General features: G+C 68.4%; 9 protein-coding genes and 1 pseudogene. 1 reads left to right on the top strand and 9 read right to left on the bottom strand.

Going from position 1 to position 12,696, the window contains the following annotated elements; all coding sequences use genetic code 11:
• Window positions 1-15: 15 nt before the first annotated feature.
• The 6 genes from BTH_RS06070 to BTH_RS06095 form a co-directional block, all read right to left on the bottom strand.
• The gene (locus tag BTH_RS06070; protein WP_009896725.1) at window positions 16-3,135 is read right to left on the bottom strand and encodes an efflux RND transporter permease subunit; all 3,120 of its coding nucleotides are present in this window, start codon (window positions 3,133-3,135) and stop codon (window positions 16-18) included.
• A gap of 47 nt (window positions 3,136-3,182) precedes the next feature.
• Window positions 3,183-4,247 carry a metal transporter gene (locus BTH_RS06075; protein ID WP_011401181.1) on the bottom strand — a complete coding sequence of 355 codons (1,065 nt, stop codon included), beginning with the start codon at window positions 4,245-4,247 and terminating at the stop codon, window positions 3,183-3,185.
• Window positions 4,244-5,650 (bottom strand): TolC family protein, encoded by a 1,407-nt coding sequence (locus BTH_RS06080; RefSeq protein WP_009896727.1) that lies wholly within the window; start codon window positions 5,648-5,650, stop codon window positions 4,244-4,246. The genes BTH_RS06075 and BTH_RS06080 overlap by 4 nt, the downstream gene beginning before the upstream one ends.
• Window positions 5,651-5,818: 168 nt before the next feature.
• Window positions 5,819-6,109, bottom strand: a complete 291-nt coding sequence (locus BTH_RS06085; RefSeq protein ID WP_009896729.1) for a DUF4148 domain-containing protein — start codon at window positions 6,107-6,109, stop codon at window positions 5,819-5,821.
• Window positions 6,110-6,201: 92 nt separating this feature from the next.
• Window positions 6,202-7,518 (bottom strand): sensor histidine kinase, encoded by a 1,317-nt coding sequence (locus tag BTH_RS06090; protein ID WP_011401183.1) that lies wholly within the window; start codon window positions 7,516-7,518, stop codon window positions 6,202-6,204.
• Window positions 7,508-8,197: a response regulator transcription factor gene (locus BTH_RS06095; RefSeq protein ID WP_009896734.1), complete on the bottom strand. Its 690-nt coding sequence runs from the start codon at window positions 8,195-8,197 to the stop codon at window positions 7,508-7,510. The genes BTH_RS06090 and BTH_RS06095 overlap by 11 nt, the downstream gene beginning before the upstream one ends.
• 96 nt (window positions 8,198-8,293) lie before the next feature.
• On the opposite strand from BTH_RS06095, the pseudogene BTH_RS06100 reads away from it, so the two are divergent.
• A pseudogene (locus BTH_RS06100) lies at window positions 8,294-8,530 on the top strand (VOC family protein); the annotation flags it as partial.
• A gap of 202 nt (window positions 8,531-8,732) precedes the next feature.
• On the opposite strand, the gene BTH_RS06105 reads toward BTH_RS06100, so the two are convergent.
• The 3 genes from BTH_RS06105 to BTH_RS06115 form a co-directional block, all read right to left on the bottom strand.
• Window positions 8,733-9,089, bottom strand: coding sequence for a hypothetical protein (locus tag BTH_RS06105; RefSeq protein WP_009896738.1), 357 nt, complete (start codon window positions 9,087-9,089; stop codon window positions 8,733-8,735).
• 13 nt (window positions 9,090-9,102) lie between these two features.
• Window positions 9,103-11,106: a carboxypeptidase regulatory-like domain-containing protein gene (locus tag BTH_RS06110; RefSeq protein ID WP_009896740.1), complete on the bottom strand. Its 2,004-nt coding sequence runs from the start codon at window positions 11,104-11,106 to the stop codon at window positions 9,103-9,105.
• A gap of 84 nt (window positions 11,107-11,190) precedes the next feature.
• Window positions 11,191-12,093 carry a metal-dependent hydrolase gene (locus BTH_RS06115; RefSeq protein ID WP_009896742.1) on the bottom strand — a complete coding sequence of 301 codons (903 nt, stop codon included), beginning with the start codon at window positions 12,091-12,093 and terminating at the stop codon, window positions 11,191-11,193.
• Window positions 12,094-12,696 lie beyond the last annotated feature (603 nt).

The following is a 12,696-nucleotide window of genomic DNA, read 5'->3' on the forward strand; positions in this document are numbered from 1 at the left end:
GCGAATCTGCATCGCCTACTGGTTGGACGGCGCAGCGAGCGGTTCGGCCGGCGCGTCAGGTTCGAAGCGTCCGTGCCGCAGCGCGAGCGCCGGCAGCACGATCAGGTTCAATGCGGTCGACGTGACCAGGCCGCCCAGGATGACGATCGCCATCGGCCCCTCGATCTCGTTGCCGGCGGCGCCGCTCGTCAGCGCGAGCGGCAGCAGCGCAAGCGCGGTCACGAGTGCGGTCATCAGGATCGGGACCAGCCGTTCGGATGCGCCTCTCACTGCGGTATCGATTCCCCACGGCATGCCTTCGACGTGTACGAGGTGTTCGTAATGGCTGATCAGCATGATCGAGTTGCGCAGCGAAATGCCGAAGAGCGTGACGAAACCGACCATGCTGCCCAGCGACAGGTCGCCGCCCGTCAGCACCACGCTCAAGACTCCTCCCACGAGCGCGAACGGCAGATTAACCATCACCAGCACGACGCCGCGACGGCTCTTCATCGCGAGGAACAGCAGCAGTGCGATGCCGACGGCGGACATCGCGCCGTACATCAGCAGATCGCGCTGCGACCGCAAGCGCGCTTCGCTCTCGCCGGAGAACACGGCATAGGTGCCTCGCGGCATCGCGATCTCGCGATTCACGCGCGCCTGCGCCTCCTTCGCGAAATCGCTCGCGACGCGGCTGCCGAGGGTCACGGAAACCGTCTGCATGCGGCGGCCGCCGTCATGGGTGATCTGGTAGCGGCCCGACACCTGACGGATGGCCGCCAGCGCGCGCAACGGCACCGCGAGACCGTCCGGATTGCGCAGCGTCAGCGCTCCCACGTCGGCGAGGTTCCGGCGCACGGCGGGCGACAGAATGACGACGACGTCGTAGGCACGGATGCCATGATAGACCTGCGATGCCGCGGCGCCCTGGTAGGCGCTTTGGATTGCATCGAGCACGTCCGCCGGCCGAAAGCCCCAGCGGCTCAGTTGATCGGGATCGAGTCTGATTTCCAGTTCGGGAATGCCGGGGGGCGATTCGACGTGTACGCTCGCCGCGCCGCGAATCGTCCCGAGCAGGCGGGCGATCTCCTGCGCCTTGCGGTCGATGACGTCGAGGTCGTCGCCGAACACGTTGACGACGACCGGCGCGCTCACGCCCGAGATCGTCTCGTCGATCCGCTCGACGAGGAACGTATTGACCGACGTCGTGAGGCCGGGGAAGCGCGCGAGCGACTGCCGGATGCGGTGTAGGGTCGCGCGCTGGCCGGACGCGCCCATCGGCTTCAGATCGACCTCGAATTCGCTCAGCTGCACGCCCATCGGGTCGACCACCTCGTTGGCGCGCCCGACACGCTGCGCGACCAGGCGCACGCCAGGCACCCGCATCAGCGCCTGCGTGACCTGCGCGCCGATGCGCATCGATTCGGCGAGCGACGTCCCCGGGGCGAGTCCCATGTGGACGATATAGTGCCCCTCGCGCAACGCCGGGATGAAGCCGCCGCTCATGAACGGCAGCGCGGCGAGCGCCGCGACGCACATCAGTGCCGCCGCGGCCACCACGGCCTTCACCCGTTGCTCGACCTTCAGCAATAGCGCCGTGTAGCGCCGCTTCATGCCTGAAATCAGGCGCGGCTCGTGCTCCGGCAGCGCGCCGCGCGTGAGCAACGCAAGCGCCATCGCCGGCGTGAGCGTCAACGCGACGCCGAGCGAGGCCAGCACCGCGAGAATGTACGCAATGCCTAGCGGCGCGAAGAGCCGGCCGGCCACGCCCGAGAGCGTCAATACCGGCAGGAAGATCAGCATCACGATGAAGGTCGCGAACACCACCGCGCTTCGCACTTCGAGCGACGCGCGCAGCACCACGCGAAACGCGGGCAACGGCGTTGGCCGGGCGCGATTCTCGCGGAGTCGCCGGTAGATGTTCTCGACATCGATGATCGCATCGTCGACCACCTCGCCCAGCGCGATCGCCAGGCCGCCCAACGTCATCGTGTTCAGGCTCACGCCGAACGAGGTCAGCACGATGATCGCGACCAGCAACGACAGCGGGATCGCGACCGCCGATATGATCGCGGTCCGGACATCGAGCAGGAACAGAAACAGCACCGCGACCACGAGCGCCGCGCCGACCAGCAGCGCGGTACGCAGGTGTCCGATCGACGCGTCGATGAAGTTGGCCGGACGAAAGACGTCCGGCTGCAAGTCGACGCCTTCCTTGGCCAGCATCGGCGCGAGCGCGGCGAGCGTCTGGTCGATATGGCGGGTCACGGCCAGCGTGTTCGCGCCGTACTGGCTTTCGAGCACCAGCATGATGCCGGGCCGCCCCATGATCGACGCCGCGCCCATCGCCGGCGCGCCGCCCCAGGCCACGGCCGCGACGTCGGACAGGTGAACGGCGACGCCGTTGCTCCAGCGCAGCACGACGCCGGCCAGGCGCTCGGGCGTCGCGACCTGACCGTCCGCATTGATCGCGATGCGCTGATTGTCGTTCTCGATGAAACCGGCGCCGCGCACGCCGCTCGAGCGGCGCGCCGCCGCGATCACGTCCTGGATGGACAGGCCGTAGCGCATCAGCTTGGCGGGATCGACCTGAATCTGCAGTTGCCGAGCCTCGCCGCCGAACACGATCGCGTCGGCGACTCCCGGGGCGCTCAGCAACTGCGGCCGGATTGTCCACTGGGCCAGGTCGTACAGGTCCATCAGCGAGCGCGTCCGGGAAGTCAGGCCGATCGTGCGGACCACGCTGGTGGTCGTCGTCAGCGGCAACAGGCGCGGCGGCGGCACGCCCGCCGGCAGCGTCGCGGCCAGCGCATTCACGCGCTCGGACACCAACTGGCGTATCTGCATCACGTTCGCGTGAGCGTCGAACACCAGCGTGATCGAGGACAGGCCCTGCATCGATCGCGAGCGCATCGACCGCAGCCCGGCCATGCCGCCCAGCCCGTTTTCGACCGGCTGCGTCACGAGCGTTTCGACTTGCTCGCTGGTCAACCCCGGCGCTTCGGTCTGCACGATGCTCATCGGCGGCGCGAACTCCGGGAAGACGTCGAGCTTCGCGCGCGTCAGCGTGTAAAGGCCGTAGCCGGCCGCCAGCGCGGCCAATGCAAAGAGGATGCCGCGAAAGCGCAGCGAGAAGCGGATGATCGCGTGAAGCATGGGCAGTTGTCGGATGCGTGTCGTGCAAGGCCGGCTCGGGGCTCAGTTCAGTCGTCGCATTCGGGCGGGTCCTTGCAAGCCGTCGCGATGCCCTGCGGCTTTTGCTCCTCGGACAGCAGCAATTGAGCCCCCTGCGTCACCAGCGAATCGCCGGCATGAAAGCCGGCCGTCACGACGAAACCCCGGCCGCCTGCGGAATCCGCCGCAACGGCGCGGCGCGTGAAGCGATCGGGCGCGGTGCGCACATAGGCCCACGGCTGTCCGCCATACCAGACCACCGCGCGCTCGGGGATCACGAGCGCGGATGCGCCGCCGTTCGGCGCGGGCACGTGCGCGCTGGTGCGCGTGCCGACGGGCAGCATGCGCTCGGCCGCATAGAGCCACGGCATTCCCTGCACGGCCGCATCGCCTTGCGGCGAGGCAGAGAGCTTGCGCACGGGCACCGGACGGCCGTCGGGTCCGTCGATGGTCATGCGCTCGGGGGCGGCGTCTCCGTCGTCGGACGGCAACGTCACGCGCACGATCACCGTCTGGCCGGTGAGCAGGCGCTGAAATAGCCCGGAATGAGGTGTCATCGCCGCATTCGTCAATGCAGCGCCGTACTGCTGGCGCATCGTCGCGGCCAATGCGCCTTGCGTCGCATCCGCGGACTGCAGCCTGGCACGGGCCACCTGCGCTGCCGCCTGCGCATCCTGAAGGGCCTTTTGCGAAATGTTGCGGTCGTCCGCGTACAGCGCGCGGCTGCGCGCGTACTGCGCCCGCGATGTCGCGGCCAGCTCGCGCGCGCTGTCGCGATCCGCGAGCGCCGTCGCGAGCCGGTTGCTCAGGTCGAACAGCGGCTGAAGATCGATGACCGTTGCATATGCGGTGCGCTCGGAGCGGATCGTCGTCGCGGCCAACTGCGTGATTTCGATGCGGCTGGCACGCTGCTCGTCCGGCGGCACGACGACGACCGTTTCACCGTCGACGGTCTGCACGGCGGAGCGGGGCATTGCCGGCGTCGCCGCGGGCCATGCCGGGGCGGGCGGCGCGTAGACCCGATAGGCGTACCATCCGGCGCCCGCCACCAGCAGCACGGAGACGGCGGAACAAATGAGCAGTCGACGTTTCATCGCGCGATCTCGTGAGGGGAGTGGGCCGCATCGCCGGTTCCCGGCGTCAGGGTGTCCGGCGTCAACGGGCGCTGCATCGCATCCTCGAGCGCGCCTGCCGCCTGATGGGCCGACACGATCGCGTTCAGGTACGCGATCTCGCTCGCCTCGTAATCGGCTTTCGCCCGTGTGAGCGTCAGGCGGTCCACGTCGCCCGCCGCGAACCCGGCGGCCTGGCTGTTCAGCTGTCCGCGCGCGGCGGCCCGATGCGCGCCGGACAGCTTCAGTGCGGCGATGCTCGCCCGATAGCGGTTCAGCGCGCGCGCCAGATCGCCCAGGATCGCGTCCTGCAGCGCGGCGGTGCGGGCGGCGGCCTCCTTGCGCTTCGCTTGCGCGAGGGCGATGCCGCCCTGGTTCTGATCGAAGATCGGCAGCGTGATGCCGGCCAGACCGAACCCGATCTTGTGGGTGCCGGTGTCGTATGTGTAACCCGGCCCTAAATGAATATCGGGGTATTGTTTCGCGACCTCGAGCTGCAACGCGGATTCGGCCGCCGCATAGTCCGCGAGCGAGCCCAGCAGATCGGCCCGATGCAGGATCGCGTCGCGCTGCGCGTCGGCCGCGGGCGGCGGAGGCGGGATGTCGTCGAATCCGTCGAAATCGAGCCGGACGCCATCGAGCGCGGATGCCGGCACGCCGATCGCCGCGGCAAGCTGAGCGCGCGCATCCTGTTCGGCGGCTTTGGCCGCCGCAAGATCGGCCTGCGCCTGGGTGGCGGCGACGACGGCCGCATCCACGTCCGGGCCGGCGTTCTCGCCGACCGATCGCCGCTTCGTCACCATCGCGACGATCTGCTGTTCGGCGTCGACCGTGTGCGCGAGCAGCGCACCGCGTTCGCGCGCCGCGTGGAGGGTCAGCAGCGCGTCGTGCACCTGGGAACGCACTTTCCATGCCTGATTGCCGATCGCGAGGCGCGCGGCCTCCGATAGGCGCGACGCCTGATCGATGCGGTAGCCGCGCTTGCCCGCCGTCTCGATCGGGATGTCGAGGGCCAGGCCTGTCGTGAACGGCGCGCCCGGTCCGGGGTTCGGCGTGGCCCACTGAAACGGCAACTGAAGCACGGGGTTCGGGATCGCCCCGGCGACGTCGATGGCGGCTCTCGCGGTGCCCCACTGCGCGCGCGCGACGTCGAGCGCCGGGCTGTAATACCAGGCCGCGAGCGTGAGCATCTCGCGATTCCAGCCCGGCAGCGGCCACGGCGTGACGTCGTGCCCGAGCGCACGGCAGAGGTATGCGTGCAGTTCGGCGCTCGCGAGCGTGCGCGCCTCGAACTGCCGGGCGAGCTCGGCCGGCGCGATCGGCCGGGGATGATAGGCCGCACAGCCGGCCAGCCAGACACAGACAACGAGCAGCGCTCGGCGCATACGGACGTTCGGTGGGTTGCGCCGGCGGCCGGCATGCAGGCTCTCGGCCCGAATGCCAGGCAACCGGCGGTGAGGGGGGCGTCGGGAAAGCGCCGCGTCGGCTGGCGCTGTCACCGCTGCGCGCGGCATCGATGACGGCTGCCTCGATGCCGCATGCGTCGGGCGGTTTCAGTGGTGCCTGAACAGCGTCGTCCGGTCCGACGGCTGCCACGCCGGCGCCCCGGCTTGAGCGCTTCCGGTCATGGCCGCCCCGGAGCCGGACGTGTCGCAGGCCGCGCCCGTCTGCTTCGCCGAGAACGGATAGTTTTGCTTGGCTTGCGGGATCATTCCCTGCTGCTCCGCGCAAACCAGTTGGGCGCGCACCTGCGCGCGCGTCAGTCCGGGCGGTTGCTCGGCGAACGAAAGCGACGGGAGCATGACGGACGACGCGACGACGAGCGTCGCGATAAGCGATTTCATGGCGGGCTCCTTCGTAAAGGGTGGATGCGCTTTCCGGAAACACGCGGGAAGGCCCATGAACCCATGCTACGCAGCCGCTTGTGAAGTTTTCGTCAAGACGATGCCGAGGTGCTGCGAGGGCTGCTCACGTCCGGCGGGCTGGCGAGCGGCAGGCGCAGCGACACGCGGGTGCCCCGATCGGGTTCGCTGTCGATCCGGATGGCCCATCCATGGCGGTCGCAGATCTTCTTGACGATCGACAGGCCGATGCCGAAGCCCGGTGCCGCGGGGTCCGCCGAATTCGCGCGATAGCCGCGATCGAAGACATGGGGCAATGCGTTTGGCGCAATGCCGCGCCCCGTGTCTTCGATGTGAAGCCAGCCGTGCGCGAAGGAAAAATCGATGCGGCCGCGGCCCGTGTAGCGAACCGCGTTGTCGACCAGGTTCGACAGCACGAGCCCGAGCACTGAACCGTTGGCCTCGACGTGCAGATCGGGGGCGACGTCGATGCGGGGCTGGATGCCCTTGGCCTTCAGCGCCGCGGCGACCGGATCGAGGGCGTTGCCGATCGCGGTGACGAGACGAATCGGGCCAACGTCGGCGGGCGACTTTTCCCGCGCGAGCAGCAGCAGCGCGTCGACCAGGTCCTTCATCCCGTCAGCCGCGCGCTCGATTTGCCGCACGCGCGCGCGCGACTTCGCCGAGATCGATGCGTCGTGCTCGAGCAGCTCGCAACTGGTCTTGATCACGGTGAGCGGCGTGCGCAGTTCGTGGCTGACGTTGCCGGTGAACGCCTTCTCGCGCTCGACCATCTCCGCCATGCGCCGATGGTAATCGTTGAATGCGTCGACGAGCTCCGCGACTTCCGCCTCGTCGTATTTGCCGGGATTGATCGACTCGGCCCCGCCGAGGCGCAGGGTTTTCACCTGCTGCGCGAGCCCCGCGATCTGCCTGACCAGCAGGCCCGACACCCAGAACGCGCACCAGATCGTGAGCAGCGCAAACACCCCGGTGCCCGCCATCAGCGCGTTGATCACCTGCTTGAAGCGCCGTTCGTACGCGCTGAAGTTGAAGACGCGATAGATCCGGCTCGGGCCGAACGGCACGATCGCGACGTGAATCTCCCGCCCTTCGAGAATGATCTCGTGCGTGCCGTCGGCGAGCTGCCTGACCGAGTCCGGAAGGGCGAACTGCGGGCGGTCCGCCGCCGACACGTAGCCATTCAGGCGCGGGTCGAACGGCGGCATCAGCGCCGGATCGCCTCGGTAGGAGCGCACCAGGTTGGCGAGATCGTCGTGAATCAGCGCGGTGATCAGTTTCTCTTCCTGGGCTTCCGCAAGCGTCTTCACGCCGAGCGCCTGGGCGATCAGCAGGACGATCGTCAGCCCGGAGAAAAAGAGCGCGACCTTGACGCGCAGGCTACGACGCATCGTCGTCACCCGCTACGAGTCGGTAGCCCAGCCCATGAACCGTCTCGATGAGATCCGGTTCGCCTTGCGCCGTGAGCGCTCGGCGCAGCGTGTAGACATGCGCGCGCAGCGTGTCGCTGTCCGGCAAGGCGTCGCCCCAGATCTCGGCTTCGAGCTCCGCGTGCCCGATGACCCGATTGGGTGTCTGCATCAGGATGCGCAGCAGGTGCAGGCATTTGGGCGGCATCTTGACCGCCCGCCCGGCGCGCTCGACCGTCAGCGTCTGCAGATCGAGGCGCACGTCGGCGCGGCAAAGCGCCGCCTGCGTCACTTGCCCCCGATAGCGCTTGATCAGCGCGCCGAGCCGCGCGGCGACCTCCTTCAGCGAGAACGGCTTGACCAGGTAATCGTCGGCCCCGTGGACGAAGCCCGCGAGCTTGTCGTCCAAGGTGTCTCTGGCGGTCAGCATCAGCACCGGCGTATCGCGGCGGATTTCCTCGCGCAGCTTGCGGCACAGCGTCAGTCCGTCCATGCCCGGCAGCGACAGGTCCAGAAGGATCGCATCCCACGGCTGGGTTGCCGCAAGCTGCAGTCCGGCCGGGCCGTTCGCCGCCGCGTCGACTTCGTAACCGGCGCTTTCCAGATAATCGTAAAGGTTGGCGGCGATGCCGGCGTCGTCTTCGATGACGAGTACGCGCACGATGTTCTCCCACGGTCGACAGGCTGCGTCGATTGTGCCATGCGAGCGCGGCGCGTCGGGATCGTCGAGACGGCGCTCGTCGCGCGCATCCCGGCTCAGGCGGAGCTCGACCGCTACTGGAGCGCGCTGCTCGACGGCGGCGCGCCCGACGATTGCGGATGGCTGAGAGACCGATTCGGCGTGTCGTGGCAAATCGTGCCGGACGATCTCATCGCGATGATGGCCAACCCCGACCCCGACCCCGCGAAGGCCGCGCGCGTCGCCGATGCGATGCTGCGCATGCGGAAGTTCGACGTCGCCGCGCTCAAAGCCGCCTGCGCGGGCGTGGACTGACGAGCGATTGCGCGCCGACGGGCGCGCGGGCTCCGGTGGCGAAGCCGGCCGCACGCATCCGGCGCCGGTCGAGCGCGATCGCGCGCAATGCACGCCGGACGCTCGGCGCGGCGTTCCGGTCCGCGCCGGGCGCGCCGTCGCGCCGCGCTTTCGCGACATGCCGAACGCAGCGCCCGCCCGACCCGCGCGGCCGCGCCACGCCTCACGCGCCCGTTGTCTCCGGCGCGGCGCGCCGCCGCACGCACAGCCGCGCGACGAGCATCACGACGATCCACGTCACGCCGAACGACGCGAGCATGAATCCGGTGTCGACGCTCACGCCGTCGATCAGCCGGCGCGCATAGATCGGCAGCGGCGCGCGGTACGCGTCATACGACGGCGCGATGCCCGCCGCCGCGATCGCGCACGCGATCGCGTGACGCGGGCGATCGCCGATGCGCGCGCGGGCGATGCGCGCGAACCCCCGCGCGACGATGATGAACGGCAACCCGTAGACGATCAGCAGCGGCGCCATCAGCACCGTGATGAGCAGGTACAGCAGAAACGTTTGCATGTTCATGACGGAGCTCCGCTTAGTGCGCCGAACGATCGGCGCGTGAGCCGCCGGCCTGGATGGCCGCGGTTTGAATGACGCCATCCCGATTCGATCCGGCGCGGGCGAACGCCGCGCGGCCGGCGGCGGCGCGCGCCGGCGCGCTTCGCTGCGGCGCCTCGCGCGCGGAAGCGACGTGCGGCCGCGCGACGTTCGCGGCCGCGTGCGCATTCGCGTTCGCGCGGCCGGCCGCATTCGCCGTCGCGCCGCCGCCGTGCTCGCCGTCCGGATACAGGCAGATGAACGACGCGCGCCCGCCTTCGATCCCGTACGCGGGCAGGTTCGACGAGCTCGAGCAGACCGCGCCGTCCTGCGTGAACGTCATGTCGCGCAGCCACGTGACGCGCGTCGGCAGCGGATACGTGATGAACGTCTGCGTGCTCGGCACGAAGCGGAAGATCCGGTCGGACATGTTCGACGTGATCCACACGTCGCCCGTCTTCGGATGCACGTTCAGCGCATACGGCACTTCGTATTCGTTGTGCGCGAGGAGCGGCAGCTTGAAGGTCTGGAAGCGGTGCGTGCGCGGATCGAATTTCATCAGCCCGCCGTCGTCGAACGCCGGAATCCACAGATTGCCCTGCGGATCGAAGCGCAGCCGTCGCGGGCCGCGGAGCGGCGTGTCGAATTCGGTCACCGCGAGCGTTTTCGGATCGATGCGGCCGATCTTGTTCGCATAGAGCTTCGCATACCAGATCGAGCCGTCGACCGGATTCACGTCGATTCCGTACGGGAACGGGAACGCGTCGCGGCCCTGGAACGCCCACTTGTGATGCGTGAGCGCGAGCTGCAGGTTCTGCCCCGGGAACCACGCGGCCATCTTCACGACGAGCGGAAACAGATAGTGCGACACCGCGCGCCAGAAGCCGCCGTCGGGCAGGTGGATGATCGTGAACTTCTCGGTGTTCGGATCGAAGCGCGCGACCTCGTTCGACGCGACGATCGTGAACCAGACGATGCCCGCGCGATCGATGCGGATCGTGTGCGGATACAGGTGCGAGTGGCCGATCGGATAGAGCTTGAAGCGCTTTGTCACCGGATCGAACGACGCGAGCGTCGATGACAGCGCATTCGTGATCCAGAACCGGCCGTCGGCCGCCTGCGCGAGGCTGTGCGGCCCGTGCTTGCCGCTGAACACGCCGATCGGCAACTGCACGCCGGAGAAGATGCCGCCCACGGGCAGATCGATGTCGGGCTCCTTCCACTCGGTGAGCTTGCCGGTCTTGCGGTCGAGCTCCCAGAGCTTGTCATGCCCTTCGTCGGCGCCGTACAGATGATCGTCGAAGCCGATGTCCGCGTCGTGAATGAACGTGAGGCCGTCGCCCGCGGCCCATTCCCGGATCTTCGCGGGCGCGAGCCGATCGTCGTACAGGTATTTCTCGACCGCCGTGACCGCGCGCCCATCCATCCCCTGATAGAGCGTGTGCGTGATGTCGCGCGCCTGCCGGTCCGTCAGCAGCGCCGCGTAGCCTTCCATCCGGCGCACGGTCGCGCCCCACGCGGCTTCGTCGCGCGGCGTGCGCGTGAGCGCGTTGCCGACCTGATGGCAGTAGTTGCACTGGCTGATGAACGTCGTGCGCGAGTCCTGGCTGCTCCACGGCAGCGCGGCCAGATGCGCGGACGCGGGCAGGCTCGCGGACAGCTCGTCGGCCACCGTCTGCCGCGTGAGCGAGAAATCGAGTGTCTTGCGCGCATCGGGCGCGAGCGCGAGGTCCTGCGCGGCGTCCTTGAAGTACGGCGTGCGGGCGCGCACGCGCAACTCGCCCGCGAAGTCGACGGTGATGCGGTAGCGGCCGTTGCGGTCGGTGTAGACGGTGTCGCGGCGCGCCTGCGCCGCGTCGAACACGGTGACCATCGCGCCGGCGAGCGGCGTGCCGGCCGACACGACGGTGCCCGACAGCGTGCCCGCCGCGGCGCCGAGGCTCACGGCCTGCGCGCCGATCAGCAACAGGAACGAGGCCCGTTTCAAGCGAATGTGGATCATGGGTGACGTGATGTGGGCAAACGAAATCGATGAATGGAGGCGCGCGAGCGGCGGCGCTTGCGCCGCGCGTTCGCGCGGTTTCGCTCAGGTGGCCTTGTTCGCGCCCCAGTTGCCGCCGTGGGCGGCGGCCTGCGCGGCGGGCGAGCGCGCGAGATAGTCGAGCGCGAGCTCGGTCGAGCCTTCGCCATGCGGCGTGTATGCCGGATTGAAGTAGCGCAGCGCGGCGCCGATCGTCTTCCAGAACGACGGCAGGTGTTTGCGGCGCGAACCGCGCGTCCATGCGCGCACGAACCCCGGATAGCGGCCCGCGTTCGGATCGCGCGTGTACATGAATTTCGAGCCCATCGACACGAACAGGACCAGCAGCGCGATCGCGAGCAGCATGTGGAACGCGCGTCCGAAGTAGCCGCCGCCCATGTAGCGGTGCAGGTCGAACGCGACGGTGCCGTGCTCGACCTCCTCCGCGCCATGCCAGCGCAGCAGGTCGAGCATTGCCGGATCGGCCCGCGCTTCGTCGAGCTCGCGCGCGTTCAGCACCCAGCGGCCGAGATACGCGAAGAAATGCTCGAGCGCGGCGATGATGCCGAGCTGCTGGCGCAGCCAGAAGCGCGTGCGGCCGATCTTCAGGCCGAGCGGCGCTTCGCCGAGCACCTTGCCGAAGAGCCAGGTCAGACGCCGCGTGTACGGCTGCGTGTCGACGCCGTGCCGCGCGTAGCACTGCTTGGCGACCGCGTGGTGCGAGCGCGAGTGCACGGCTTCCTGGCGCAGGAAGCCGTCGGCGTCCGCATGCAGCACGGGGTCGTCGATGAGCGGCAGCGCCTTGTTGTACACGCGGCAGAACCACAGCTCGCCTTCCGGGAACAGCAGGTTCAGCGTGTCGATGATGTGCGTGCTCGCCGGGTCGCCCGGAATCCATTGGAGCGGCGTTTCGCCGAAGTCGAATTTGACGTGGCGCGCCTTGATCGGGTGATGCTTGCCGACTGCCATGTATGCCTCCCTATGGTTTGAGTTCGTCGAACGGCGCGAGGCCGTTTCGTATCGCGTGTGGCTGGAGAAAGCGGGATCGTGTGCGCGGCGCAGAAGCGCTGCGGGCCGGCGTTCGCGGCCAACCATTACATCGATCAATGTAACGATGATAATCGCTTGGCCGGCGGGCACCAGCCGATTCGAGTGGGGATTTCCCCTGATGCGACGGCGGGAATATCGACGCTTCGGAAAATGGCGGAGAAGGGCGGCCGCGCCGCGCCGTTTGATCGCCGGCCGGGAAGCCAGGCGGAAAGGGCGTTGCGTGGTGCAGGCGCGGTTCGATATCGAACGGGTTCGACCCGATGCGGCAGATGGTCGCGGAAACGGCGGCGGAACTTTATTTCTGAATCGTTTCCAACAAAAAGATCTTTGATTCGACATGAGCCGATCAAGATTTGATTTGAGTCAATGACAAATTGAACTGAACCGGATTAGGAGCCGGCTCGGATTCGGTCGGGCGGATGGCGGCGGCCGCGGTTGAGCGTCGGCGTGGCGGCGGTCAACGCGGCGTCGGAATCGACGGCCGGGCGGCAAGGCTGGTCAGCGTCGGTTCCGGCGTGAGCC

This window comes from Burkholderia thailandensis E264 (assembly GCF_000012365.1).
In the GTDB taxonomy this organism is placed as follows: domain Bacteria; phylum Pseudomonadota; class Gammaproteobacteria; order Burkholderiales; family Burkholderiaceae; genus Burkholderia; species Burkholderia thailandensis.